This is a genomic window from Crystallibacter degradans (genome assembly GCF_012952295.1).
Lineage (GTDB): Bacteria > Actinomycetota > Actinomycetes > Actinomycetales > Micrococcaceae > Crystallibacter > Crystallibacter degradans.
This window is the reverse complement of the sequence record NZ_JABBCH010000012.1, coordinates 40,777-65,132: the sequence shown is the minus strand read 5'-3', so window position 1 is coordinate 65,132 and position 24,356 is coordinate 40,777. Positions and strand designations below refer to the sequence as shown.

The 24,356-nt window shown below is 64.0% G+C and carries 23 protein-coding genes; 15 read left to right on the top strand and 8 right to left on the bottom strand.

Features of this window, described 5'->3' with window-relative positions; translation table 11 throughout:
- Window positions 1-13: 13 nt before the first annotated feature.
- Together HGO92_RS16920 and HGO92_RS16915 are read left to right on the top strand one after the other, a co-directional pair.
- Window positions 14-319 (top strand): hypothetical protein, encoded by a 306-nt coding sequence (locus HGO92_RS16920; RefSeq protein WP_169996888.1) that lies wholly within the window; start codon window positions 14-16, stop codon window positions 317-319.
- On the top strand, window positions 316-1,779 hold the full coding sequence (locus HGO92_RS16915; RefSeq protein ID WP_169996887.1) for a hypothetical protein: 1,464 nt from the start codon (window positions 316-318) through the stop codon (window positions 1,777-1,779). The genes HGO92_RS16920 and HGO92_RS16915 overlap by 4 nt, the downstream gene beginning before the upstream one ends.
- Here HGO92_RS16915 and HGO92_RS16910 read toward each other — a convergent pair.
- The 4 genes from HGO92_RS16910 to HGO92_RS16895 form a co-directional block, all read right to left on the bottom strand.
- The gene (locus tag HGO92_RS16910) at window positions 1,750-3,381 is read right to left on the bottom strand and encodes an FAD-dependent oxidoreductase (protein WP_169996885.1); all 1,632 of its coding nucleotides are present in this window, start codon (window positions 3,379-3,381) and stop codon (window positions 1,750-1,752) included. The two genes, HGO92_RS16915 and HGO92_RS16910, sit on opposite strands and share 30 nt — an antisense overlap.
- On the bottom strand, window positions 3,378-5,561 hold the full coding sequence (locus HGO92_RS16905; protein ID WP_169996884.1) for a molybdopterin oxidoreductase family protein: 2,184 nt from the start codon (window positions 5,559-5,561) through the stop codon (window positions 3,378-3,380). The genes HGO92_RS16910 and HGO92_RS16905 overlap by 4 nt, the downstream gene beginning before the upstream one ends.
- A complete protein-coding gene (locus HGO92_RS16900) occupies window positions 5,561-6,970 on the bottom strand; it encodes an MFS transporter (protein WP_169996883.1) in 1,410 nt (469 codons plus the stop codon). Before HGO92_RS16900 ends, HGO92_RS16905 begins: the two co-directional genes overlap by 1 nt.
- 140 nt (window positions 6,971-7,110) lie before the next feature.
- Window positions 7,111-7,515, bottom strand: a complete 405-nt coding sequence (locus tag HGO92_RS16895; RefSeq protein WP_169996881.1) for a phage holin family protein — start codon at window positions 7,513-7,515, stop codon at window positions 7,111-7,113.
- A gap of 83 nt (window positions 7,516-7,598) precedes the next feature.
- Between HGO92_RS16895 and HGO92_RS16890 the strand changes: the two genes are divergently transcribed.
- From HGO92_RS16890 to HGO92_RS16865, 6 genes are all read left to right on the top strand, one after another.
- Window positions 7,599-8,750, top strand: a complete 1,152-nt coding sequence (locus HGO92_RS16890) for a histidinol-phosphate transaminase (protein WP_169996879.1) — start codon at window positions 7,599-7,601, stop codon at window positions 8,748-8,750.
- 149 nt (window positions 8,751-8,899) lie between these two features.
- Entirely contained in the window at window positions 8,900-10,072 is a 1,173-nt protein-coding gene (gene pdhA, locus HGO92_RS16885; RefSeq protein WP_169996878.1) for a pyruvate dehydrogenase (acetyl-transferring) E1 component subunit alpha, read from the top strand.
- On the top strand, window positions 10,072-11,046 hold the full coding sequence (locus tag HGO92_RS16880; RefSeq protein ID WP_169996876.1) for a transketolase C-terminal domain-containing protein: 975 nt from the start codon (window positions 10,072-10,074) through the stop codon (window positions 11,044-11,046). The genes pdhA and HGO92_RS16880 overlap by 1 nt, the downstream gene beginning before the upstream one ends.
- Window positions 11,047-11,061: 15 nt before the next feature.
- Window positions 11,062-12,627: a dihydrolipoamide acetyltransferase family protein gene (locus HGO92_RS16875; RefSeq protein ID WP_169996874.1), complete on the top strand. Its 1,566-nt coding sequence runs from the start codon at window positions 11,062-11,064 to the stop codon at window positions 12,625-12,627.
- A gap of 111 nt (window positions 12,628-12,738) precedes the next feature.
- A complete protein-coding gene (gene rraA, locus HGO92_RS16870) occupies window positions 12,739-13,227 on the top strand; it encodes a ribonuclease E activity regulator RraA (RefSeq protein WP_169996873.1) in 489 nt (162 codons plus the stop codon).
- Between the two features lie 44 nt (window positions 13,228-13,271).
- Window positions 13,272-13,487 carry a hypothetical protein gene (locus HGO92_RS16865; protein ID WP_139006979.1) on the top strand — a complete coding sequence of 72 codons (216 nt, stop codon included), beginning with the start codon at window positions 13,272-13,274 and terminating at the stop codon, window positions 13,485-13,487.
- A 6-nt stretch (window positions 13,488-13,493) separates the two neighbouring features.
- Here the strand turns inward: HGO92_RS16865 and HGO92_RS16860 are convergent, their stop codons facing one another.
- Window positions 13,494-14,747, bottom strand: a complete 1,254-nt coding sequence (locus HGO92_RS16860) for an aminotransferase-like domain-containing protein (RefSeq protein ID WP_169996871.1) — start codon at window positions 14,745-14,747, stop codon at window positions 13,494-13,496.
- A gap of 111 nt (window positions 14,748-14,858) precedes the next feature.
- A complete protein-coding gene (locus tag HGO92_RS16855) occupies window positions 14,859-15,833 on the bottom strand; it encodes a helix-turn-helix transcriptional regulator (protein ID WP_169996869.1) in 975 nt (324 codons plus the stop codon).
- Between the two features lie 299 nt (window positions 15,834-16,132).
- Here HGO92_RS16855 and HGO92_RS24300 point away from each other — a divergent pair, with 299 nt between their 5' ends.
- Together HGO92_RS24300 and HGO92_RS16850 are read left to right on the top strand one after the other, a co-directional pair.
- The gene (locus HGO92_RS24300) at window positions 16,133-16,267 is read left to right on the top strand and encodes a hypothetical protein (RefSeq protein ID WP_277351916.1); all 135 of its coding nucleotides are present in this window, start codon (window positions 16,133-16,135) and stop codon (window positions 16,265-16,267) included.
- A gap of 99 nt (window positions 16,268-16,366) precedes the next feature.
- A complete protein-coding gene (locus HGO92_RS16850; protein WP_169996867.1) occupies window positions 16,367-17,332 on the top strand; it encodes a lantibiotic dehydratase C-terminal domain-containing protein in 966 nt (321 codons plus the stop codon).
- Window positions 17,333-17,733: 401 nt separating this feature from the next.
- Here HGO92_RS16850 and HGO92_RS23845 read toward each other — a convergent pair whose 3' ends face one another.
- Window positions 17,734-18,573, bottom strand: a complete 840-nt coding sequence (locus HGO92_RS23845; protein ID WP_240974717.1) for a GerMN domain-containing protein — start codon at window positions 18,571-18,573, stop codon at window positions 17,734-17,736.
- Window positions 18,574-19,272: 699 nt separating this feature from the next.
- On the opposite strand from HGO92_RS23845, the gene HGO92_RS16840 reads away from it, so the two are divergent.
- Genes HGO92_RS16840 through HGO92_RS16825 form a run of 4 tightly spaced genes read left to right on the top strand, consistent with a single transcriptional unit; the run spans window position 19,273 to window position 22,736 of the window.
- A complete protein-coding gene (locus HGO92_RS16840; RefSeq protein WP_169996866.1) occupies window positions 19,273-20,247 on the top strand; it encodes an ABC transporter substrate-binding protein in 975 nt (324 codons plus the stop codon).
- Window positions 20,244-21,086, top strand: a complete 843-nt coding sequence (locus HGO92_RS16835) for an ABC transporter permease (protein WP_169996864.1) — start codon at window positions 20,244-20,246, stop codon at window positions 21,084-21,086. The genes HGO92_RS16840 and HGO92_RS16835 overlap by 4 nt, the downstream gene beginning before the upstream one ends.
- A complete protein-coding gene (locus HGO92_RS16830) occupies window positions 21,083-21,856 on the top strand; it encodes an ABC transporter permease (RefSeq protein WP_169996862.1) in 774 nt (257 codons plus the stop codon). Before HGO92_RS16835 ends, HGO92_RS16830 begins: the two co-directional genes overlap by 4 nt.
- On the top strand, window positions 21,846-22,736 hold the full coding sequence (locus HGO92_RS16825) for an ABC transporter ATP-binding protein (RefSeq protein ID WP_440915783.1): 891 nt from the start codon (window positions 21,846-21,848) through the stop codon (window positions 22,734-22,736). The genes HGO92_RS16830 and HGO92_RS16825 overlap by 11 nt, the downstream gene beginning before the upstream one ends.
- A gap of 71 nt (window positions 22,737-22,807) precedes the next feature.
- On the opposite strand, the gene HGO92_RS16820 is transcribed toward HGO92_RS16825, so the two are convergent.
- On the bottom strand, window positions 22,808-23,296 hold the full coding sequence (locus tag HGO92_RS16820) for a MarR family winged helix-turn-helix transcriptional regulator (RefSeq protein WP_169996860.1): 489 nt from the start codon (window positions 23,294-23,296) through the stop codon (window positions 22,808-22,810).
- A 124-nt stretch (window positions 23,297-23,420) separates the two neighbouring features.
- Between HGO92_RS16820 and HGO92_RS16815 the strand changes: the two genes are divergently transcribed.
- Window positions 23,421-24,356, top strand: a complete 936-nt coding sequence (locus tag HGO92_RS16815; RefSeq protein ID WP_169996859.1) for an SDR family NAD(P)-dependent oxidoreductase — start codon at window positions 23,421-23,423, stop codon at window positions 24,354-24,356.

The window sequence follows — 24,356 nt, the reverse complement described above, 5'->3', positions numbered from 1 at the left end:
GGAAGGAAGAGTGATGGTCAGTTCGCTGCAGAGTACGACGTCGGGACTTGCGGTCGGCGCGACGGGAGCCGACGATCTGCGGCTGGCTGCGCAGCGGCTGTACGCCTGCGAGTCCGCATTGCTGGAACTCAACGGCCGGCTGGCGGGACTGGAGCTGGCGGCCTGGGTATCGCCCGCCGGGCAGGCCTTCCGCCGCAGTCTGGTGGAACGGCAGCTGCGGATGGACAACGCGGCAATGGAAACCAGGGAGGCGGCGGTGGCCGTCAACGCTTTCGGCGTGGCGGCTGAGACGGCCGGCCTGATCCAGCCGGGCTCATGACCGGCGACCCGGAATGGTTGCCCGCCCCGGCCGGGCTGGACGGGAGCTCCGGCAACCTTGGCAGCTTCCGTGTTACGGGCGGGATAGGCGGCGCGGCGTTCCAATGGGAGGAACTTGAGGACGCCGCGGTTCGGCTGGAGTCCGTGGCCGCGGATGCGGATCGGATCTATTTCGACATCTATGCACTGCAGCTGACTATCCTGGACAGCCGCATCTTCATGGTGCCCGGCCGGGCGTCTGCGCAGGAGGCCGTGCGGCGGGCGTTGCAGGCAGTTCAAGCGTCGGCCGACGATGTGCGGGAAATCGCGGACCAGGTCAACCGGGCGAAGGAGGCATACGGGCGGGCCGAGGCTGCCGCCAACGGTGCCATGAACGGCCTGGCACAAGGAACTTGGTGGCTGAGTATACCTCTGGGCGCGCTGGAAAATGAGCTGCGGCCAACCCTGACAGGCACTGAGCGGCTGATCAACCACGGAACCCGCGGCCTGCTGGCGCTCCCGCCGATACCGGGCCTACCGGATGATCCCCTCTACCCTGGCTCGGGGCCGGCATCGACCACTGAACGTCTCGTGCCAAACCTCGTCGAGACCGCGAATGGGCTGGGCCTGCTGCAGCCGGCTCCCATTTCGGTAACCCGGCACGCCGATACCGGAAACGGACCCGGAGGGGAACCTGCGGCCGGGGCGGTGCCGCTGGACCCCACACCCGCAGGGCTGCTCGCACGTGCCGGTGCTGCGGCAGCTGCCGGACCGGGAACTATCGAGATTCTGGAAACGGAAGCTGCCGCCGGCAAGAGCTGGGTTGTCGCACTGCCCGGAACCCAGTCCCAGGGGCCGGAGGCAACGGCCAATCCTTTCGATGAGACGGGGGTCGCCGAAGCGCTCGCTTATGACAGCCAGCATGTCTCGGCGGCGGTTTCCACTGCGCTGGAGGAGGCCGGCGCAGACGCCGCGGACCAGGTGGTCCTGGTCGGCTACAGCCAGGGCGGCATCCACGCCATGAACATGGCCGCAGACAAGGCATTCCTGGCCGAGCACAACGTTTCCTACGTGCTCACGGCCGGCTCCCCGGTCGGTGCCGTGGATCTGCCGGAAGGACTCAGAAGCCTGCACCTGGAACATGTCCAGGACTGGGTGCCCGGTGCCGACGGACGTGCCAGCCCGGATACCAGGGACCGGGTAACCGTGACCCTTACCAATGAAGTAGCAACGCCCGACAACGAAGACGGCGGCCTTGGCCCCGGACACGACTTCGGGAACTACGTGGCCGGAGCCCAGCTGCTGCAGGACAGCACGGACGTCTCGGTTACAGATGCCGGACTAGCGCTCGGAGCCGCTGTAGGCGGAGGCCTGGCAAGCCGGCACCTGTTCACGCTGACCCGGCAGGTACCTGCCCGGGACACGCTGCCGCCGCATAAGCGGGCATCGTACTCATTGCGGAACCGCCCGCATGGCTACTGATGCGTACGCCTCGATCAATTCCCCAATGCGCGATTTGCAGCCGCCGCAGCCGGTGCCGGCCCGGGTGCAGGCGGAAACCTCTTCAACACTGCTGCAGCCGCCGGCTATCGCGTTCTCCACCCCGCCGAGCGTTGCCCCGCTGCAGCGGCACAAAGTGGAGTCCGGATCGGCTGGTGCCGGCGCGTCATCCTGCTGGTCGACCGCATCCAACCGGAACAGGGCGGTGCGGTCCGCGGGCAGTTCGGCGCCGCGCTCATACAGAAGCACCAGTTCGGCCGCGGTCCGGGGCATGCCGACGCAGACCAGTCCTTCAAGCACTCCGGCCCGGGTGACCATTTTGGCGTACCGCCCATGCTCCGGGTCGGCCCACTGGGCTACCTGGATGGGCGGGCGACCTGGCGAATCCCCGCCGTTATCCCGTTCCGGCCGCCAAGCGTCCCAGAGCTCGGGGGAGATGTTCCCGGCCGAGGCCATGTCCAGTCCTCGCGCCTTGAGCAGCATGATGCCGGGCCGTTCCGGTGCCAGCGGCGCCGCCTGGGTCTGCGCCGTTGTCCCGCTTGCCACGGCCACCTGCCGCCGTGGCGCGAGCTCCAGCAAACGCCGGGCAACGTATTCCGCCTGGCGCCAGCCCGGGCCGATCAGACCGGCAGGTCCCGCACTACTGTCTGAACAGCCTGTGCAGCCGCCATCGCCGCACGCCACCTGGGCGCAGTCGCCGACGGCGAATATCCGCCCTTCCACATCGGCTTCGAGCCTGTGGTTCACCAGAATGCCCTTGTCCACGCCCAGTCCGCAGCCGGCAGCCAGCTCGGTCCTCGCGCGCACCCCGCAGGACAGGAGCAGAAGATCGCCGGGAATCTCGCTGCCGTCCTCGAGCACCAGCGCGCGGAACTGGTGGCGGCCTCCCGCGGACGGACGGAAAGCAACTGCGGTGGAACGGACGTCGGACGCCAGCCGGATTCCGCTGGCGTGCAGCGCGGCGGCCAACATCCGTCCGCCGCCGGGATCAAGGTTGCGGCCCAGCGGGTGCGGTCCGTGATGGACCACGGTGACATCGGCTCCTTCCTCGGCCGCGGCCAGCGCCGCTTCGATGCCGAGAATCCCGCCGCCAAGAACGACGATCCGGCCGTTGGAACCGACAACAGCGCGCAGCTTCAACGCATCCTCCAGATCCCGCAGGGCGGTCACGCCGGGCGGCAGCAAATGGACTGCGGCCGGGTCCGGGTTCAGGCCGGCCAGCGTAGGGACCACGGGCTGCGCCCCGGTGGCGAGTACCAGGCGGTCGAACGGCTCCTGTGTTCCATCGTCCAGCAGCACGACCCTGCGCGCCCGGTCGATCCGTCGGACGGTGCGGCCCAGCAGCACCGTGGCACCGTCGCTGCGGAGCTGGGCGGCGTCGGCCAGCCCAATGGCCTCCCCGGTAGTGCGCCCCGTACCGACGTCGGCAACCAGGACACGGTTGTAGGCCGCAACGCCTTCGGCACCTATGACCGTCAGCTTCAGCCTGCCCTCGCGGACCGCGGGAAGGATCTCGTCAACAAGCCGGGCTGCCACCGGACCGAAGCCGGCAATGACAATCCGTTCAACATTTTGCGCCGTCACTGGGCCGCTGCTTTCGCCAGCACACGCACCCGGACGGCGGTGGCTTTGAATTCGGGCATGCCGGAAATGGGATCGGTAGCCGTAGAGGTGAGGATGTTTGCCGACTGGTCCCCGGGGAAGTGGAAGGGCAGGAAGACCGTATCCGGCCTGATCCCGACCGTTACACGTGCCCGGATCCGGACCGAGCCGCGCGCGCCGGTGACTTCCAGCAGGTCTCCCTCCGCGACATCCAGGCCCTGCGCCGTTACGGGATGCAGCTGCAGCCGTGCTTCGGGCTGTGCAGCGGCGAGCTCGGCAACCCGCCGGGTCTGGGCGCCGGATTGGTAGTGCTCCAGCAGCCTGCCGGTGACAAGCGTGAGGCTGCCGGGCTCGTTGAGGGCCTCGGCTGGTGCCGCCGGCGAGACGGGGACCAGTCTGGCCCGGCCGTCGTCGTGCGCAAAGCGGTCCAGAAACAACCGCGGCGTACCCGCGGACCCGGTCGGGAACGGCCAGTAGGCCTCCGCGCCGGCGTCGAGCAAGTCATAGCTGATGCCCGAATAATCGGCCGGACCGCCGGCGGAAGCCCGCCGGAGTTCCTCGAAGACGGTTGCGGCGTCAGCGCTGAAGCTCGACGGTGCGTTCAGCCGCCGGGCCAGTTCGGCCATGATCCACAGTTCGGACCGCGCACCCGCCGGCGGATCGATGGAACGGCGGCGCCGCAGCACACGCCCCTCAATGTTGGTCATCGTTCCTTCTTCCTCGGCCCATTGCAGGACGGGCAGCACGAGGTCCGCTTCGGCGGCGGTCTCGGACAGGAAGAAGTCGGAGACCATGAGGAAGTCCAGATTGCGCAGCCCGCGGATGACGGCACCGGCATCAGGGGCAGAAACTGCCACATTGGACCCGTGCACCAGCAGGCAGCGCACTCCGCCGGGCCGGCCAAGGCCCATAAGCATTTCGACGGCGGGAACACCGGGACCGGGAATCTGCTCGGGCCGCACACCCCAGATGCCGGCCACATGTTCTCGGGCGGCCGGATCAGTGATCTTGCGGTAGCCCGGCAACTGGTCGGCCTTCTGTCCGTGCTCGCGGGCACCTTGCCCGTTGCCCTGCCCGGTGAGCGTGCCATAGCCGCTGTGGCTGCTGCCCGGAAGGCCCAGCAGCAGGCTCAAGTTGATGGCCGCGGTCGTGGTGTCCGTGCCATCGACATGCTGCTCAACACCGCGGCCCGTGAGGATATAGGTCCCGCCGGTCGCCTGTCCGGCCGCATCAGGCCGTGCCCCGGATGCCAGCCGGTGCGCCGTCTCGCGGATCAATTCCGCCGGAACACCGGTCACGGTTTGGACCCGTGCCGGCCACCAGTGGTTCAGGCTCCGCAGTAGTGCCTCAAAGCCTGTGGTGCGGTCTCGGATAAAGGACTGGTCAGCGAGTCCCTCATGGACGACGACGTGGGCGATCCCCAGCAGGAGCGCCAGGTCCGTACCCGGTGTCGGCTGGAGGTGGAGCCCGGCGCCGGCCTCCGTCAGTACAGCCGTGGCGGTACGGCGCGGGTCCACCACGATGAGGCCGCCCGCAGCCCGGGCGTCCTGCAGATGCTGGACAAACGGCGGCATGGTGTCCGCGACGTTGGAGCCCAGGAGCAGGACGGTGTGGGCCTGGTCCAGGTCGGCCAGCGGAAACGGCAGCCCCCGGTCCACGCCGAACGCCCGGTTCCCCGCCGCTGCGGCGGAGGACATGCAGAAACGGCCGTTGTAGTCGATCCGGGATGTGCCTACGGCCAGCCGCGCGAACTTGCCCAGCTGGTACGCCTTTTCGTTGGTCAAGCCGCCGCTGCCGAAGACCCCTACCGAGTCCGGTCCGTGCAGCGAGCGGGAGCTGCGGATGGCCCGCGCTGCCAGGTCGAGGGCTTCTTCCCAACCGATGGGGCGGAAGCTGCCGTCGCCGTCGCGCAGCAGCGGTTCGGTCAGCCGTTCCGGCGAGTCCAGCAGCGCCGGCGAGGTCCAGCCCTTCCGGCACAAACCTCCGCGGTTCGTGGGAAAGTCCCGGCCGGCTGCTTCCAGCGGCGTCCCGTCAGCCGGGAGTTGCGCGCTGCCGTCGTCGTAAGTTGGTTCGGTAGCCACCGTTGCGGCCGCCGGTTCATAGGGCGCCAGCCGCATTGCGCACTGCAGCGCGCAGTAGGGGCAGTGTGTATCCACGGCCATCAGACACCGCCCCGGGCCATCTCGGAACCGGGCCGCAGGTAGCAGAACCAGGCCACCACCAGCATCACCGCGTAGGCCGCCACGAATCCGTAGAACGCGCCGGTGTAACTGCCGGTGGCCGTACTGGAGGCGTTGAGGACTTGGGGAATCAGGAAACCGCCGTATGCGCCGATGGCGGAAACCAGACCGAGCGCCGCAGCCGCCTTGCGCTCGCTGCCAACGTGCACGCTGCTGCGGGTAGACCCTATTCGGCCGCGGATGGCGAAGATGCGCGGGATCATCCGGTAGGTGGCGCCGTTGCCGAAGCCGCTCGCGGTGAACAGCGCCAGGAATAGCAGCAGAAAGAGCCAGAAGTTCCCCAGCGGCAGCGTCCACACCACCGCCAGTGCAATCAACGCCATGGTTGCGAACGAAGCTACTGTCATCCTTGCTCCGCCGAAGCGGTCGGCGAGCTTGCCGCCCAGCGGCCGGGCCAGCGATCCGACCAGCGGACCCAGGAACGCCAGCGACAGTGCAGCCGAGCCCACCGCGAACGAGGAGAACGCGGGAAAGACATCGTGGATGAGTTTCGGGAAGACACCGGAGAAACCGATGAAGGAGCCGAAGGTGCCGATGTAGAGCAGCGCCATGATCCACAGATGCGGCTCGCGCAAGGCTGCCACGGAACCGGCCGCGTCCCCCTTCGCATGCGAGAGGTTGTGCATGTACCTCCGGGCACCCCAGGCGGCGAGCAGGATCAGCGGCACCCAGATTAGTCCGCCCAGCGGGAGGTTGAGCGAAGCGGCCGCGCCGAGCGTGATGACCACGGGCACCACCAACTGCGCGACGGCGGCGCCAAGATTTCCGCCGGCGGCGTTCAGCCCCAGCGCGTAGCCCTTTTCGGCCGCGGGATAGAAGTAGGTGATGTTGGCCATCGAGCTGGCGAAGTTCCCGCCGCCGAGACCGGCCAGACCTGCCACCAGCAGCATTGCGCCGAAGGGCGTCTCCGGGTTGGCCACGCACACGGCCAACCCGATCGACGGCACCAGGAGCAGCAGCGCTGAGATCACGGTCCAGTTCCGACCGCCGAATTTCGGCACCATGAAGGTGTACGGGATGCGCAGGGTGGCCCCGACCAGGCTCGGAATCGAGATCAGCCAGAAGATCTGCGAATTGCTGAAGTCGAACCCGGTCGCGGGCAGTTGGACGGCCAAGATGGACCACAGCTGCCAGATGACAAAGCCCAGGAACTCGCAGAAGATGGACCAGTTCAGGTTGGTCCGCGCGACCGGTCGGCCTTCGGTTTCCCAGAAGTCCTTATCTTCCGGATCCCAGCCGTCCACCCACCGGCCCGAACGTACACGCAGCCGGGAACCTGTCCCTTCGTCGGCGCGCGCGGTGCCTGTGGTCTTAATCTGGTCAACACTCATTCAGTCCTCCAAAAGGGGAGCGGTTTCACCCTGTTGGTAAGACTGTAGGAACGGCGTGTTTCGGCAGCGATGGCGGCACGTTACGGGCGGATCAAAAGTGCCTCACCGCGCCGCCGGCCGCCGGTGAGGCCAACCGGGAACTACCGGGTCCGCGTGATCGATCCGGCGATCAGGGACACGAGGCTGATGATCAGCGAGCCGAGCACCGCGGTCCAGAAGAAGGAATCCACTACAAAGTTCACGGGCGTGTAGGAAGAGAGCCACGCCGTGAGCATCAGCATGAGCGCGTTGATGATGATGGTGAACAGGCCCAATGTCAGGATCGTGACCGGCAGCGACAGGAAACTGACGATCGGCCGCACGATCGCGTTGACCAGGCCGAAAATGAGCCCGATAAAGAGGAACGCAAGTACGACGCCGGCCGTAGAGTTTCCCTGCGCAACTTCCGTTGCGGCGGTGCTTTCCACCGTGATGCCCGGCAGGATCCAGCTTGCTATCCACAGCGCCAGGCCGTTGATCAGAACACGCACAATGAACTTTCCCATGGCTTCATGCTGTCATACCGCCGATCAGGAGGCACAGGATCGGCGTGACAAACACCTCGTTGCATCACCGTATTCTTTAACCCATGACTTCTAGCCAGAACCCCACCAAAGTAGCTGCGGTTCAGACGACCGCTCAGGACCGTCAGATCCGCCCCCGCCCGGTTATGGACCGGCTGCCCAAATACGCGGCGGGCAAACCACCGGCCGTTATTGAAGGGCTGCAGCCGTACAAGCTCTCCTCCAACGAGAACCCGCTTCCGCCCATCCCTGAGGTGCTGGAGTCCATCCAGTCCCAGCACAACATCATGCGCTACCCTGATCCGCTGTCTACAGCGTTGCGCACCGAGCTGAGCCGTTTCCTGGATGTACCCGCGGAGGACATTGTCACCGGTGCCGGCAGCCTGGGCGCGTTGGTCCAGATCCTGCAGACCTTCTCCGGCCAGAGCGAGGACGGCACAGCGGACGAGGTTATCTACGCCTGGCGCTCCTTCGAGGCCTACCCGATCATGATCGGCCTTTCCGGCGCAGCAAGCGTGCAGATCCCCAACCAGGCCGACGGCTCGCACGATCTAGAAGCCATGGCAGCCGCCATCAGCGACCGGACTAAAGTCATCCTGTTGTGCACCCCGAACAACCCGACCGGCCCGGCCCTGACCACCTCCCAGGTGGAGGACTTCCTGGCCAAGGTCCCGCAGGACGTGGTGGTGGTCATCGACGAGGCCTATACCGAGTTCGTCCGGGATCCGGAAGTGGTGGACGGCATCAAGGTGTACAAGAAGCACCCCAACGTGATCGTCCTGCGGACCTTCTCCAAAGCCCACGGCCTGGCCAATCTGCGCGTCGGATACTCGGTCGCGAACCCGGAACTCACCCAGCACCTGCGAGTCGCCGCGACGCCCTTCGCGGTGTCCAGCCTGGCCGAGGACGCGGCCATTGCCTCGCTGAAGCACTACGACAAGGTTGTGGAAAGGGTACAAAGCCTCGTGGACGAACGCGACCGCGTAGTAGCTGGCCTGAGCGATCTCGGTTGGAAGATCCCGGAGTCCCAGGGCAATTTCGTCTGGCTTCCGTTGGGTGAGAATGCCCAGGACTTTGCGGCCTACGCGGGGGAGCAGGCCCTCTCTGTCCGGGCCTTCCCCAACGAAGGAGTCCGCGTCAGCATCGGCGAGGTGGAGGCCAATACCCGTTTCCTCTCTCTGTGTGCGAACTATACAAAAGGCCCCGGCGTTTCCTGACCGTAACAACAGCGGGGCTGAGGCCCGGTATCGTTAGGCTGGAACAGAAAATCGACCAATATATGCCTTGCCGGTAATGCATTCCCGGCAAGGCATATATCAGCAGCTAAGGTAACCGTCGACGGGCGGCATGCCGGCGAGGAGTTCGTATGGGCGCTGAGCACCTGCCCACCTCTGAATTCGACATTGAGGAACTTGAGCAGTCCATGACCTCCAGCGACCCTGCAGACGCCCCGGAAATGGTCCAGCTACTTGCCTCGGACGGAACCCTGCGCGAGGACGTCCAGTACGGCCCCTACGCCGCGCATCTGGACGGCGAGGCCCTGCGCGGGCTGTACCGGGACATGTTCCTGGTCAGGCGCTTCGACCAGGAAGCCGTGGCCCTGCAACGCCAGGGGCAGCTGGTGATGTGGCCGCCGTTACTGGGGCAGGAGGCCGCCCAGATCGGTTCCGGGACCGCGCTGCAGGCGAATGACTACGTGTTCCCGACCTACCGGGAACACGGTGTGGCGCTGACCCGTGGGCTCGAATTGTCCGCCTTGCTGAAGCTCTTCCGCGGAATTTCCAGCGGCGGCTGGGATCCCCGGGAAAAGAACTTCCACCTCTACACGCTGGTCCTCGCCGCCCAGACCCTGCACGCCGTCGGCTACGCGATGGGCCTGCAGCGGGACGGCGAGGACGGCGTCAGTGTCGCCTACTTCGGTGACGGTGCCAGCTCCGAGGGCGACGTCCACGAGTCGATGGTCTTCGCCGCCTCGAACCAGTCTCCGGTGGTCTTCTTCTGCCAGAACAACCACTGGGCCATCTCCGTGCCTACCGAAGTGCAGTCGCGGATCCCGCTGTCGAACCGTGCCAGCGGCTACGGCTTCCCGGGGATCCGGGTCGACGGCAACGATGTGGTTGCCGTCCACGCCGTCACGCGCTGGGCGTTGGAGCATGCCCGTTCCGGCCGGGGCCCTGTGCTCATCGAGGCGTTCACCTACCGGATGAGCGCCCACACCACTGCCGACGACCCCACCAAGTACCGGCTCTCCGCAGAGGAGGACGCGTGGAGGGACAAGGACCCGCTCAAGCGCCTGGAACGGTATCTGCGCTCCAGCAACACCGCGGAGGACTCCTTCTTCGAGGAGGTCGCGGTCCAGGGCGATGAGCTGGCCGCTAAGGTCCGTGCCGAGGTCCTGGCCATGACCGGTCCGGAGATGGTGCAGAGCTTCAACAACGTCTACGCCGACCCGCACCCGCTGGTCGCCGAAGAACTCGCGTGGCACCGCGAGTATGAGGCAGGCTTCGCGGACGCCGACGCGGCAGGGGAGGGCAACTAGTGGCCAACATGACCATCGCCAAGGCCATTACCGCCGGCCTGCGCGAAACGATGAAGAACAACCCGAAGACCATGCTCATGGGCGAGGATATCGGCGCTTTGGGCGGTGTCTACCGCGTGACCGAAGGCCTGCAGGCCGAGTTCGGCAAGACCCGAGTGGTCGACACTCCGCTGGCCGAATCCGGCATCATCGGCACGGCGATCGGCCTGGCGTTCCGCGGCTACCGGCCGGTCTGCGAAATCCAGTTCGACGGATTCGTGTTCCCGGGCTTCAACCAGATCACCACGCAGTTGGCCAAAATCCACGCCCGCAGTTCCGGGGACCTCAGCGCGCCCGTCGTCATCCGCATTCCCTACGGCGGCGGCATCGGCTCCATCGAGCACCACTCCGAATCGCCGGAGGCGCTCTTTGCGCATACCGCGGGGCTGCGCATCATTACCCCGTCCAATCCGCACGATGCCTACTGGATGATCCAGCAAGCCGTCGAATCGAACGACCCGGTCATCGTGTTTGAGCCCAAGCGCCGCTATTGGCTCAAGGGCGAAGTCGACACGGACAATCCCGGTCAGGACGCGTTCAGCGCCAAGGCGGTCCGGGAGGGAGCGGACGCCACCATCGTCGCCTACGGCCCGCTTGTGCCGGTCGCACTGGCGGCGGCGCAGGCCGCCGAGGAGGACGGCAACAGTGTGGAGGTGATTGACTTGCGCTCCATCTCGCCGATCGACTTCGACACCATCACGACGTCGGTGCACAAGACCGGGCACCTGATCGTCACCCACGAGGCGCCCACTTTCGGCGGCATCGGCGGAGAGATCGCCGCGCGCATCTCCGAACGCGCCTTCCTCAGCCTCGAGGCCCCGGTCCTGCGGGTAGGCGGTTTCCACATGCCCTACCCCGTGGCCAAGGTGGAGGAGCACTATCTTCCGGACATCGACCGCCTGCTTGAGGCCCTCGACCGTTCCCTCGCCTACTGACGCATCGGAGTTTCCATGTCGAATATCGAATCATTCAACCTCCCGGACGTCGGCGAAGGCCTGGTCGAAGCCGAAATCGTTTCCTGGAAGGTCAAGCCCGGGGACACGGTCGCCGTCAATGACGTGATCGTGGAGATCGAAACGGCCAAGTCCCTGGTGGAGCTGCCCAGCCCGTACGCGGGCGTCGTGGCGGAACTGCTCGTGCCGGAGGGGCAGACCATCGAGGTGGGCACACCGATCATCTCCGTGAACGTCGGCGGCGCCGGCCAGCCCTTGCCCGTGAAAGATTCCGGGGACGCAGTGCAGGCCCCAGCGCGTCCGGACAGCGGTGCCCTGCCACGGGACGCGCCCGCGAAGACTGAGGGCGATCCACTGGCTGACGCAGTCGAGGCAACGCCGCCAGCCAGCGAACCGGGCATGGTCAGCGGATCGCTGGTCGGCTCCGGCCCCAAGGCAGATGCCGTCAAGCGCCGCCCGCGGCGCACGTCCAGCCCCAGCCCAGCTATTGACCAAACAACGACGGCGGCTCCCCATCACCGCCATGGTGTCTCCGATTCGGCGCCACAGCAGCATGCCCCGCACGTGCCGCCGGTTCCCTCGGCAGCGTCCCCTGACTCCGCCGTCGAAAGCGGAATAACCCGGGACGGCACCAAGGGCCAGCAGCGCGGCGAGGCCGTGCAGGCCGCAGTGAACCGCCTGCTGACCCGCGTGTTGGCGAAGCCGCCTGTGCGCAAGGCTGCCAAGGATCTGGGGATCGATCTGGCGGACATCACTCCCACCGGCCGCGGTGGAGAGGTCACGAAGGCGGACCTGCTGAGCTACCAGGCACAGCGCGACGCCGAGCTGGATCAGGCCGAGACCTTCTGGGCACCGAGCAAGAAGCCGCAGAACCAGCGCATTGAGCGGGTCAAGGTCAAGGGTGTCCGCAAGGCCACGGCTAAGGCCATGGTCGAATCGGCCTTTTCCGCTCCGCATGTCAGCATCTTCGTTGATGTGGATGCCTCCCGGACCATGGAGTTCGTGAAGCGGCTCAAGGTCAGCCGCGACTTCGAGGGCATCAAGATTTCACCGTTGCTGATTCTGGCCAAAGCGGTCATCTGGGCGGCAGCGCGGAACCCCTCCGTGAATGCCACCTGGACCGATGACGAGATCCTGATCAAGCACTTCATGAATCTCGGGATCGCCGCCGCCACGCCGCGCGGACTCATGGTTCCGAACATCAAGGACGCACAGGATCTGTCCCTGAAGGAACTGGCCATCGCCCTCAACGAACTCGCCACCAAGGCGCGCGCGGGCAAGACCCAACCGGCCGAAATGCAGGGCGGCACGTTGACCATCACCAACGTCGGGGCGCTGGGCATCGACACCGGAACACCCATCATCAACCCGGGCGAAGTAGCGATCGTGGCCTTCGGCACCATCAAGCAGAAGCCCTGGGTGCTGGACGGGGAAGTCATTCCGCGCTGGATCACTACCCTTGGCGGTTCCTTCGACCATCGTGTGGTGGACGGCGATCTTTCCGCCCGTTTCATGGCCGACGTTGCCGCGATCATGGAAGAACCCGCGCTTCTGCTTGATTAGAGACCTCGGAACGGTCGAAGTCGTCGAAGGGGCCTGCGCCCGTAGGAAGGCGTGGCTCCCTTCTGGCTTGGGTTATGATCGAGCGCATGTGGCGAAAGGAGACCATTCCCGATGACCAGCACTGATCTTTCCGGTTCTGTTTCCACCGCGGACCTGTATGACGAGCGAGGCGAAGACCTCCAGTCGGTGCCGCTGCAGTTCCAGGACCTGGGCGGCAACGTGGCATTCAGTGGCCCCGTCCGTACCATTCGCTGCCATGAAGACAACGGATTGGTGAAATCCGTTCTGAATTCACCCGGGGGAGGCGCGGTTCTCGTGGTGGACGGCGGCGGCTCGCTCAACACCGCCCTGATGGGGGACATGATCGCCGCCGCAGCGGTGGAAAACGGCTGGGCTGGCGTCATCATCAACGGACCCATTCGCGACCGCACTGCCCTTGCGCAGCTGTCACTGGGGGTCAAGGCACTGGGCAGTAACCCGCGCAAAAGCGCCAAAGACGCTCTCGGCGAAGTGGATGTGCGCGTCGAGATCGCTGGTGTGGCATTCCGGCCAGGTGTCATGGTTTATGCCGATGCAGACGGCATCCTGGTCGAGCGCTGAGCATTCGAAACAGGGACCGCCCGCGCCTGTGATTGACTTGGGCCATGAGCAATAACCGACCTTCGGGGTCCGGCAACCGTCCCGACGTGCCCAAGATCGACTGGCGGCGCACCCTCTGGGGCATGGCCGTCATATTCCTGCTGAGCTACGTATTCATATTCCTGTTCCCGGGCATGAACGGAATTCTGCGCATCATTCTGGTCCTGGGTCTCTACTTCGGCGGCCGCTATGTCTACTACAAGTACCTCAAGAAGCGCTGATAGCTGCTACCGGGCACCCATAGCCTCCTGCAACACGGGAGCCAACCGGCGCACGCCCTCACGGATGTTCTCGGTGGACACGGCACTAAATGCCAGCCTGAGCTTGCTGGAGGGATCGTCGGATGGGGTGAAGGCGGCGCCGGGAATGAAGATGACGCCGGCGTCGATCGCCTTGTACAGCAGCGGGTAGGTGTCGATTCCCTCCGGCAGGCTCACCCAGATAAAGAAACCGCCCTCCGGCTGGGTCCAGCTGACGCCCTCCGGCATGAAGTCTTCGAGCGCCTGGAGCATGGCTGTGCAGCGCTCGGAATAGAGGCTGCGGTAGGTAGTAATCTGCCCGCGCCAGTCGTGGCCATCCAGGTACTCCGAGATGAGCATCTGGTTCAGCGTGGGCGGGCAGAGCGTGACTGCCTCACTGGCCAGATAGAAACGCCGCTGCAGATGCGCCGGCACCAAGGCCCAACCGATCCTCAGGCCGGGCGCGAGAATCTTGGAGAACGAACCCATGTAGATCACGTCGTCCGGGTGGCCCGCGCGCAGTGGGGCGATCGGGTGGCCATCGAAGCGCAGCAAGCCGTACGGGTTGTCCTCGATGATCAGGATGTTCGCGTCCTGGCAGATCTCCACGACGCGCTGCCGGCGCTCTGCGGCGAGCGTGATGCCCGACGGGTTGTTGAAGTTGGGGATGGTGTAAAGGAACTTGATGTTGCCGCCGGCAGAGCGGACCTCATCAATGCGCCGCTGCAGTTCGTCGGGAATGAGGCCGAGTTCATCCATGGCTACGGTCTCCACCGTGACCTCATAAGCTTCGAAAGTGTTCAGGGCACCCACATAAGTTGGGTCTTCACAGAGCACAACGTCTCCGGGGTTGCAGAAGACCTTGCAGGCGACGTCCTGGGCGGACTGGGAACCGGTGGTGATCACCACGTTCGCCGGGTCGGCGTCCTCAATGCCTTCCTCGGCCATGACTTCACAGGCCTGGGTGCGAAGCCGTTCGGTTCCCTGGCCGCCGCCGTACTGGAGGGCTGTCATGCCCTGCTCGGCGATGAGCCTGTAGGCCATTCCCGCGAGCTTCTCCAAGGGCAGGGACTGCAAAAACGGGTTTCCTCCGGCGAGCGAGACGAGGCCGGGGCGTAGCGAAATATCGAAGACATCGCGAACGGCGGATTGCTTGATTTTGGCTGCCCGGTCCGAGTACAGACTGTGGTGCCGATGCGAAGTGACCGCACGTTCAAGCGCTACTTCGGTTTCGGTTGGCATGTCGGCAGAAGCGGAAGATTCCTGTGTTCTCACTCACACAGGATAACCCGAACAGTTGCCCCGAAGGCAACAGCTGTTTTCTATTTGTGCAATTGATTTCTTGCTTCCCGACTAGAGCCAGCCTGCTTCTTTGGCCTTGAGTGCCGCCTGGAAGCGGCTTTCGGCGCCCAGCCCTTCGAGCATCCATGCGATATGCCGGCGGCAGGTGCGCACACTGATGTCCAGCCTCCGTGCAATCACTTCGTCGGAGTAACCGGCAGCCATGCCGCGGAGGACGGATCGTTGAATGCTGTTGAGGTCAGCAGGGTTTCGGCTTTCGGTCTCCCAGCCGTAGGGGGTTGCAACTTCCCATGCCACATTGAATAACTGCGTGAATACATGGATTAGATTGACGTCACGCACCACCAGAGCTGCTCGATCATCGGCGTCCAGTTGGCGGGCTACGAGTGCCAAGGACTGGTCGAAGATCAGGACTTTCAGTGGCACGTAGGGCAATGTCCGATATTCCAAGCCAGCGGGGGCCGTCGCGGCGACCGCTTTCCGAGTAGGCACATGATCCAGAGTGCTGGCATTGTAGAGATTTTTTCTGACTATGCCGCGTTCCAGGAGTTCCAGGTCCTTCTGGATGCCCTCTTCATGGACCTCCGCCGTAGACCCTGAGCCAGGCTGGCTGATCAGGACCTGTTCTGTGACATCCCGCCCGTAGTCCATCAGTAGCTTTCGAATTACCCCAGGGTCTTCGAGTATTTCAATGGACGAATCGAGAGCGATTCGCTTTCGTGCCGCAAGGTATGTGGGGACGAGCGAAGCCATGTCGCTCCGGTGCCCGCTGATTTTGGCGCGTAGATCGATAAGCAGACGTTCATCGACCTCGACCAGCTGCGCCAGGGCCACGTCCGGAGAGATGGCAGTAAAGCAGTCCACATCGGGCGCCGGCTGTTGGAACAGGCGGCGTCCAGTGAGCTCATTAATGGCGCTATTGAGATCCCGAATGGTGTAGCCGAGAGCAGTCGACGCGGACTCCTTGGTCCAGTCCGGGTGAGTTACCGCGTATTCATAGAGCTCAAAGGCTGTTCCACTCAACATCTGGTGCCCCCTCAAGCATGAATTGTGGTGTGTAACTATCTGCCATGTCCGGTATGTGCCACCTAACTGTAGTGGTCATACTCAAATCATACTCATGTTGGAAAATCCTTGAATCATGCGGGAATCCGCGGTTATGACCAAGTGTCAGAACGTTCATGGACGCCGTGATTCGTCCCGATAAGGGCATGTCATGATGTTGCCCCCACATTGACTGGACAGCATGCCGGGTGACGCGGAACTCTTGAAGAGTCGGGGGAACGATACTCGATGGATTGCCACTCACATCGAAGGGGAATGACATGTTCAAGAAGATCGCCGGCATTACGGCAGGTCTACTGCTTGCTGTAGGTGCGGTCTCCGCGGCCGCTCCTGCAGTGGCAGCCGACCAGGGCCAGCAGTCCAACGCAATCGTTACGGCTGCGTGGGACTGGTAAAAAGCTGCCCCACCGCAACAGCATACCCGCTGATCCTGTAATCAGGACGGCAACGGCTATCCCTCCCCAACCACCAGCGAGCAGATCTAGGAGAAGCGCATGAGCCAGCTGACAGCCGTACGCTCTTCGGAAAAGCTCAGTCTCAAACGCTACTGGTGGGTCCTGTCTATTTACACGGGTAGACAAGACGTAGCCGAAACCGTCATAGGAGAACTGATTACACCACTGGTGGCCCACGCTCGCCGCGAAGGCGTGGGCCGCTGGTACTTCAGCCACCATGTTGATGAGGTGGGGCCTCACCTAAAGGTCCGGTTCCTGGGCCACCGCTCAGCCCTTGATAGCCTCCAAAGGTTTGAGCTGGCGGCCCGGAACCGGCTCCTTGAAATCCTGCCAACAGTTCGAGTCCAGCAGCACTACGTCGTGTCGCCGGACAGCACGGATCTAATCGGCACTCTGGGAACTGTCGCCTTGGTGCAGGAATCGGATCTGGACAGATTTGGCGGGCTCGAAGGGCTCGAACTTGCCGAAGAGGTCTTTGAACTGTCTTCTGAACTTGGTAGCTGGGCAGCGCAACGGTTCAACAAGTCGCAGGGCCGCACTGCTCTCGGCGCACTGTTGCTCTCCGACGCGGCTTGGGCCATGCTCAACGGGCCGAAGGCTCCGCAGTGGCCGGACCGCCGCCGGCTCTCCTGGGATTACTGCTGGGACAACCACCTCCGCGTTTCGACAATGGAACTTGGAAGAGGCGCTGCCAAAGCCCGGCTCGGTTTGACTGCCACCTTGGCGCCGAAAACCGCACCGATGCACCGCCTGATGGCCGCCACGGCAGCCGAAGGTAGCGTGCAGAACTGGCGTCGCCGCTGGAAGCGGGCTATTGACGCCTACCTGTACCGGGCAGATAAATCGAGGGTCAGCCGCGGTGCGCAGAATCTGACTTTCAGCCAGTCGCATCTGATGATGAACCGCTTGGGCTTCACAATGTGGGAAGAGGCGGCTTTGGGAATTTACGCCCGCGCCTGGACCCCGGAAACTGAATCCGCTCTGTTGGAGAAGAGAAGACGATGACTCCCTATGGCATCACATCGGCGCCCGTGGGCCCATTGGCCCCCGGCAACGCAGAACAAGGCCCGGCTTCAGCACTCGACCAGATCGGAGTCGTGGGAGCCCACGGCCAAGATGGCGATCTGTGGAACCTGAGTGGGAGCGATTACTCGCGAGATGCAGCTTGGGCAGACCACGCCTGGCAGTAAATCCCGCACGATGACCCCATAAACCACTGGCCGGAGCTTCCCCCAACGGCTCCGGCCAGTTACCCCCCCAAAAAAATAAACTACTGGCCGGAACTTCCCCCAACGGTTCCGGCCAGTTCCCCCAAGGCCTACTGGCCGGAACTGCCCCCAACGGTTCCGGCCAGTCGGCTGTTCGCGTCAAATCTGCACGCCCCTGCCGTCCACGCCTACTGATGGCTACTTTACGGCGACGAGTTTTTCAATGGGGATGCCGTTGACTAGTACTACGGCTTCGGCAACACCGGCGGCTGTGGCAGCAGTCTGTTCCAACTGCGCTTCAATGCGGGGACCGTCACAGGTTCCACGGACCGTGACACTGCCGGACAGATTAACTGTCACGGTATCGCCGTCCTGGGTGCTGCCTTGATAGGACAACGCAGAGGAGTTCAGCGCGTTATAGAGGCCTGACTCGCCGAGAAACTCCTGCTTGTTTGCCAACAAGTGGGTGATGCTCGCCCCAAGCTGATCGGTGGACGTCACAGGCTGTGTAAGGGTGGCAACGACGCTGTCGCCGCACCCTATACCGCCGCCTGAAGTCTCCTCGCCAGCGAGCCCGATGTAGTAGACGGTCAAGGGAACTGTAATGGGGGCCTGTGCAGCAGGCGCCGGTGCTTCGGGAACGGCGGGGCCGCGTCCGCTGAGGTAATCCTCAATCCGCATCCCGTTGATCAGGATGATGGCCTCCCCGACTCCGGCGGCAGTGGCTGCGGTTTGTCTCAGTTGCCATTCAATGCGCGGGTCATCGCACGAGCCTCCGGATTTGAGCTCCCCGGAAAGGTGGACGGTGACGGTGTCGCCATCGATCCTGGCGCGTTCGTACGTCAGTGCGGATTCGTGGAGGGCGTTGTACAGTCCGGATGATCCGTGCAATCTGTCCCCGTCAGCGAGCAGGCGTTCCATGCTGGCCTTCACATGATCCTGAGTCTTGACAGGCTCCGTATAGGCGGCGATGAGGCTGTCCCTGCAACCGATCTCCGCGCCAGAGACCCCGCCGTCTTCTACTGCGATGTAATACATCGTCAAGGGAACTCCTGCCCCGTTCTCTGACCTCACCGAAACTTCCGACTGGGCGACTGGCGCTGCAGCCGTTTCCTCGGTCGGCGCGGGGACCGTAGCAGGTGGGGCCGACGCCGCTGGCGGAGCCGATGGGCCGGGAGCCGTATTCGTGGGTGGGGTGATCCCCTGTGGCTCGGCTACGACGGTCGCCGGTGGATTTGCCGTTGGCGACTGGCCTTGACCGGTCGGAGGGCTGCACGCTGTCAGAGCCAGCAGCAGGGCTGCTGATGCGGTCCCCAGAACTCGTTGCTTGCTCATGTTGACCCCCTGTAAACGTGATGCCGCCGGGACGAGGATGCTTAAACATCCGCTCAGGGGCCGGTGGCCTGTGGTTATCACTCACGATACGCGCGAAAGAACCAGCCACAAACGGATTTCCGGTCACCATCCCGTTGCAGGTTAGTCACGTCCAGGACTCGCCGGATGGGCCAGTCCCGGCGCCGGAGGGTAACGGGTTCCCGTTTGGTATCTCGCTTCACAATTCGTTGAAAACTTCAATTCAATGCCGAGTAGGTGCGTCACCGAGTATCGTGTCTATAACGATGAAGTGATGTGTTTGACGTCACAATAGGAGTCGCGCAGACTAATGAGTGAACATTTGTTCGTTGCGCGAACATTCAGGTTTTCCCGGGTCTCTCAGGGATCACTAAGGAGTAGAAAATGAAACGCAGACTGACCGCGCTCGTGGCCGCAGTTTCAGTGCTCGCCCTCTCTGCCTGTGGCAGTGGCTCCCCGAGCGGCGGCGGGTCCGAGGCGCCCGCCGGTAGCGGCGGACTGACCAAGATCTCCGTCGGGGTAATCCCCATTGTAGATACGGCGCCCATCTGGCTCGGTGATGAGAAGGGCTTCTTCGCCGAAGAAGGCCTCGAGCTGGATCTGCAGACCGCTACCGGCGGAGCCGCGATCGTTCCCGGCGTGGTCAGCGGCAGTTTTGACTTCGCTTTCTCCAACCTGATCTCGGTCATGGTAGCGAATGACAAAGGGCTGGACCTGCAGTTCGTTGCCAATGGGGCCTCCACCACCGGTGAGGAAGGAGCGGGCTTCGGCGCCGTAGTCGTTCCTGAGGATTCCGACATTCAGTCCGCAGCGGATCTCGAAGGCAAGACCGTTTCGGTCAACAACCTCTCGAATATCGGCGATACGACCATCAAGCACGTGGTCGAGCAGGACGGCGGCAATCCAGACAACATCGACTTCGTGGAAGTCGCTTTCCCCGATGCTCCCGCCGCGCTCCAAAATGGGCAGGTTGATGCCGCGTGGATCCTGGATCCGTTCCTAACCCAGGCGCGGTCCGAGGGAGCCCGTGTGGTGTCGTGGAACTTCACGGAAATGCACCCGGAGCTCGACATTGCCGGCTACTTTACAACTTCCGAAAAGGTTCAGGGCGAGCCGGAGCTGGTGGAGAAGTTCACCAGGGCCATGAATAAGTCCCTTGAATACGCGCAGGAGAACCCGCAAGAAGTCCGCGACATTGTCGGAACCTACACCGAAATCGATGCTGAAACCCTCGCGGAGCTGACCTTGCCGGAGTACCGCCCGGAGTTCAGCCGTGAAGCGGCCCAGGCGCTCGGCGAAGCGGCCGCAAAGTACGGCACGTTGAGCGAGGCCCCGAACCTGGATGAGCTGCTGCCATGACACAAGAAGCCGTAACAACCAACAGCGCCGCGCCCATCCCGAGCGCCAGAAAGCAGCCGGCAAAGAAGGTGCCGACGAAGCAGTTGCTCGGGATAGCGGGCATTGTCGGGTTCCTGCTGCTGTGGGAGCTGATCCCACGCGTGGGCATCGTTGAGCCGCGGTTCCTGCCACCGGCCAGTGAGGTCATCGCGGCACTGATCACCGATTTTGGTTTGACGGCGTTCTGGGTAGCGGTCGGCGAAACCATGTTGGCCTGGGCGATCGGCCTGGTGATGTCGATCGTGCTGGCCGTGGTGCTGGGCTTCATTATCGGTTCGTCGATGTTCCTGCGGAAGTTCACCAACTCGACCGTGGAGTTCCTCCGCCCGATCCCTTCGGTGGCGCTGATCCCGCTGGCCGTGCTGCTGTTCGGCGTGAAGATCGAATCAACCCTGATGCTGGTGGTCTACGCTTCGTTCTGGCAGGTCTTCATCCAGGTGCTCTACGGTGTGGCCGATGTGGACAACGTGGCGATGCAGACCGCTAAGTCCTACGGACTGGGCGCCATGGCCCGGGTCCGCCACGTCGTGTTCCCGACGGCACTGCCGTACCTGATGACCGGCATCCGCCTGGCCGCTTCCGTGGCGCTGATCCTGGCGATCACCGCCGAACTGGTGATCGGTTCCCCGGGACTGGGCCGCGAGATTGCCCTGGCCCAGTCCGGTGGCGCGATCTCGGGGATGTACGCGCTGGTACTCGCGACGGGCCTGATCGGCGTCGTCATCAATCTGGTCATGCGTTTCATCGAACGCAAGACCCTGTCCTGGCATTCCTCGATCCGTTCGGAGGTGATCGTATGAGGTTCCTGAAAACTCTCGGATACCTGCTGGCACTGCCTCTGATCCTGGTTGCAATCTGGTGGGCCTCGACGCTGGGGGAGACGAACTTCTTCGTGCCAACCCCGGCACTGCTGGCCGAGGCGTTCGCCGAGACGTGGTTCGGGGAGCGGATCTTCTCGGACGTGCTGCCCAGCATCGGGCGGTTGGTCGTCGGGGTTGCCTCGGCGATTATCATCGGCATTGTCGCGGGCCTGTTGATTGGTTCGGTCAAGTGGCTGAGGGACCTGACGGAACCGGTGCTCGAATTCTTCCGCGCCATTCCGCCGCCGGTCCTGGTGCCGGTGCTGATGCTGCTGATGGGCATCACGGACGGCATGAAGGTCGCGGTGATCATTTCGGGCTGCGTATGGCCGGTGCTGCTGAACACTATCGAAGGTGTCCGTGCCATCGACGGAGTGCTCTCCGACTCGGCCCACACCTACGGCATCCACGGCTGGGCGCGGATCAAGTACCTGGTGCTTCCCTCGGCCGGGCCGCAGATTATGGCCGGTATCCGCCAGTGCCTGTCCATTGGCTTGATCCTGATGGTCATTTCCGAAATGTTCGCCTCGTCCTCGGGGCTCGGCTTCACGATCGTGCAGTTCCAGCGGTCCTTCGCGATTCCGGAAATGTGGTCCGGCATTGTGGTCCTGGGCCTGATCGGTGTCGCGTTGTCATTCATCTTCCAGTGGACCGAGCGGCGTGTGCTGCGCTGGTACCACGGCCTGCGAGAGGTAGAAAATGCAGTCTGAAACAACTCCCGGAACCACCCCGGCCCCGGCGGGCAAGACCCTGCCGGGGAACGAGGCTATGCTCTCGGTCCGCAACCTGAAGAAGGTTTACAAGACCGACGGTGGCGACATCGAGGCCGTCCGGAACCTGACCTTCGACCTGAAGGCCGGCGAACTGGCCTGCTTGGTCGGCCCGTCCGGCTCCGGCAAGACCACGCTCCTGAAGTGCATCTCCGGGCTGATGGCCCCGACCGAGGGCGAAGTGCTGCTGAACGGCACGCCCGTCTCCGGGCCGCCGAAGAAGATGGCCGTCGTGTTCCAGGAATACGGCCGCTCCCTCTTCCCCTGGATGCGGGTGCGCGAGAACGTCGAGCTGCCGCTGAAGAACCAGGGCGTGCCGCGGGCGGAGAGGGACAAGCTTGTCGATGACGCCCTGGAAGCAGTCGGGCTGTCCCACGTGCCGCAGTCCTACCCGTGGCAGCTGTCCGGCGGTATGCAGCAGCGCGTGGCGATCGCCCGCGCCGTGGCGTACCAGCCCGAGGTGCTGCTCATGGACGAGCCGTTCGCGGCCGTGGATGCGCAGACCCGAGCGGACCTGGAAGACCTGATCCGCACCGTCTGGCGCAAACTCGGCGTCACCGTCCTGTTTGTCACCCACGACATCGACGAGTCCGTCTACCTCGGAGAACGCGTCATCATCCTTTCCAGTTCGCCGACGGTCATCCAGGAAGACCTGACCATTGACCTGCCGGACGAGCGCGACCAGCTGAACACCCGCTCGCTGCCGCGCTTTACCGAACTGCGCCACCACGTCTACGAACAGATCCAGCTCGCCAAGCAGGGCCATAGCCCCGCCGCTGCGGTTCAGACTGATTCCAGTGCAGGTTCTGGCGCGGCCTGATACGCCCTTCCACAACAGAAAGCGCCGGCCATCCCGATGGGGAGGCCGGCGCTTTCTGGAGGTGGAACTGCCTAGAACGCGATGCGCTTGAGCAGATCGCGGAGGGTTTCGCGTTCTTGCAGCGACAGCGTTGACAGGGACTGGTCCTCCGAGCGGCGGATAATCGCTTCGGCCCGCTTGTAGAGGCTCCGGCCCGCTGTTGTGGCCACGATGACCTTGGAGCGACGGTCGCGCGGGTCCGTTTCGCGGGCGACTGCACCGCGGTGCTCAAGTTGGTCCACCAGGGCGACGATCTGGCTGGGATCCAGGCTCAGGAAGTCCGCCAGTTCGCGCTGTGAAGGATTCTGGCCGCTGCACGCGAGGGAGAGGACCGAATAGGAGCGGACCTTCAAATCCAGCTCCGCAAGCATATTGTTGGCCCGTCCTGACCCCAGGGACCGGGCCCGGGCCGTGAGGAACTCGATCTCGTTGGCCAGCTCAGTGGTGTGGAGACGCTGGGCCCCGTTTGTGTTCTCGGCCAGGTCGGCGTCGTTGCCTCTGGTCGTCGTGTGTGCGGACATCGTTCCTCATCCGTTGATCGGTTCAATACTGTTGACTTTTTCAATGATATACGTTGTCATTGGTCTTAGTTCAGGATAACCCCGAAACACCGGTCCAAGGCCGGTGGAAGCGAAGGAGCTTTAGATGTCGCTGGCAGGAAAAGTAGCCATTGTTACCGGTAGCGGTCGCGGACTGGGTCTAGCCTATGCTCAGGAGCTCGCCCGCCAGGGGGCCGCCGTCGTTATTAATGATGTTGACGAGCAGGTAGCCCGCGAGGCCGTCGAGAGCATCACCGGTGCCGGCGGCAAGGCCGTGGCCGTTGTCGCTCCCGTCGGTTCCACCGAGACCGCGCAGCAGTTGGTCAAGACCGCCGTCGAGTCCTTCGGCGGGCTGGATATCCTGGTCACCAACGCGGGCGTGCTGCGGGATAAGTCCCTGCTGAAGATGACCGATGAAGACTTCGACCTGGTCATCAACGTGCATCTGCGCGGGACCTTCACCTGCGTCCGCGAGGCCTACGCCTATTTCAAGGCAAACAAAGTCGCCGGCCGCATCATCACCATCGGGTCCCCGACCGGGCAGCGCGGCAACTTCGGCCAGACCAACTACGCCGCCGCGAAGGCCGGCATTGTCGGTATGGTCCGCACCTGGGCGCTGGAAATGAAGAAGGCTGGCGTCACCGCCAACGCGATCATTCCGGTGGCGGCGACGGCCATGACCAAGACCGTTCCGTTCTTCCAGAAAGCTGTGGAGGCCGACGAGCGCGGCGAGGCCATGCCGGACTTCTTCCGTAAGGACCTGGGCTTTGGAACGGCCGACGACGTTGCCGGGCTGGTTGCCTTCCTCGCCTCCGACGCCGCGGGCAAGGTAACCGGCCAAGCGATCGGGATCGGCGGCGACCGCCTACAGTTGTGGTCGCACCCGGAAGCAGTAGCCACCGAGTACAAGGACGGCGGCTGGAGCTACGAGGAACTGCTCGAGCGGTTCGATGATCTCTTCGGCGAGCGGTTGCAGAGCGTAGGCGAGACCTTCCCGGAACTGCCCGCCGACCTGCAGCCCGAGGCAGCGGGAGCGAAGTAA

Bases quoted from the DNA above. Each gene is read 5' to 3' on its own strand.
- HGO92_RS16840 (WP_169996866.1), top strand. From the start codon at position 19,273: ATGAAACGCAGACTGACCGCGCTCGTGGCCGCAGTTTCAGTGCTCGCC.
- rraA (WP_169996873.1), top strand. From the start codon at position 12,739: ATGACCAGCACTGATCTTTCCGGTTCTGTTTCCACCGCGGACCTGTAT.
- HGO92_RS16915 (WP_169996887.1), top strand. From the start codon at position 316: ATGACCGGCGACCCGGAATGGTTGCCCGCCCCGGCCGGGCTGGACGGG.
- HGO92_RS16875 (WP_169996874.1), top strand. From the start codon at position 11,062: ATGTCGAATATCGAATCATTCAACCTCCCGGACGTCGGCGAAGGCCTG.
- pdhA (WP_169996878.1), top strand. From the start codon at position 8,900: ATGGGCGCTGAGCACCTGCCCACCTCTGAATTCGACATTGAGGAACTT.
- HGO92_RS16855 (WP_169996869.1), bottom strand. From the start codon at position 15,833: ATGTTGAGTGGAACAGCCTTTGAGCTCTATGAATACGCGGTAACTCAC.
- HGO92_RS16920 (WP_169996888.1), top strand. From the start codon at position 14: ATGGTCAGTTCGCTGCAGAGTACGACGTCGGGACTTGCGGTCGGCGCG.
- HGO92_RS16865 (WP_139006979.1), top strand. From the start codon at position 13,272: ATGAGCAATAACCGACCTTCGGGGTCCGGCAACCGTCCCGACGTGCCC.
- HGO92_RS16815 (WP_169996859.1), top strand. From the start codon at position 23,421: ATGTCGCTGGCAGGAAAAGTAGCCATTGTTACCGGTAGCGGTCGCGGA.
- HGO92_RS16900 (WP_169996883.1), bottom strand. From the start codon at position 6,970: ATGAGTGTTGACCAGATTAAGACCACAGGCACCGCGCGCGCCGACGAA.
- HGO92_RS16825 (WP_440915783.1), top strand. From the start codon at position 21,846: ATGCAGTCTGAAACAACTCCCGGAACCACCCCGGCCCCGGCGGGCAAG.
- HGO92_RS16905 (WP_169996884.1), bottom strand. From the start codon at position 5,561: ATGGCCGTGGATACACACTGCCCCTACTGCGCGCTGCAGTGCGCAATG.
- HGO92_RS16895 (WP_169996881.1), bottom strand. From the start codon at position 7,515: ATGGGAAAGTTCATTGTGCGTGTTCTGATCAACGGCCTGGCGCTGTGG.
- HGO92_RS24300 (WP_277351916.1), top strand. From the start codon at position 16,133: ATGTTCAAGAAGATCGCCGGCATTACGGCAGGTCTACTGCTTGCTGTA.
- HGO92_RS16860 (WP_169996871.1), bottom strand. From the start codon at position 14,747: ATGCCAACCGAAACCGAAGTAGCGCTTGAACGTGCGGTCACTTCGCAT.
- HGO92_RS23845 (WP_240974717.1), bottom strand. From the start codon at position 18,573: ATGTATTACATCGCAGTAGAAGACGGCGGGGTCTCTGGCGCGGAGATC.
- HGO92_RS16820 (WP_169996860.1), bottom strand. From the start codon at position 23,296: ATGTCCGCACACACGACGACCAGAGGCAACGACGCCGACCTGGCCGAG.
- HGO92_RS16830 (WP_169996862.1), top strand. From the start codon at position 21,083: ATGAGGTTCCTGAAAACTCTCGGATACCTGCTGGCACTGCCTCTGATC.
- HGO92_RS16835 (WP_169996864.1), top strand. From the start codon at position 20,244: ATGACACAAGAAGCCGTAACAACCAACAGCGCCGCGCCCATCCCGAGC.
- HGO92_RS16850 (WP_169996867.1), top strand. From the start codon at position 16,367: ATGAGCCAGCTGACAGCCGTACGCTCTTCGGAAAAGCTCAGTCTCAAA.
- HGO92_RS16890 (WP_169996879.1), top strand. From the start codon at position 7,599: ATGACTTCTAGCCAGAACCCCACCAAAGTAGCTGCGGTTCAGACGACC.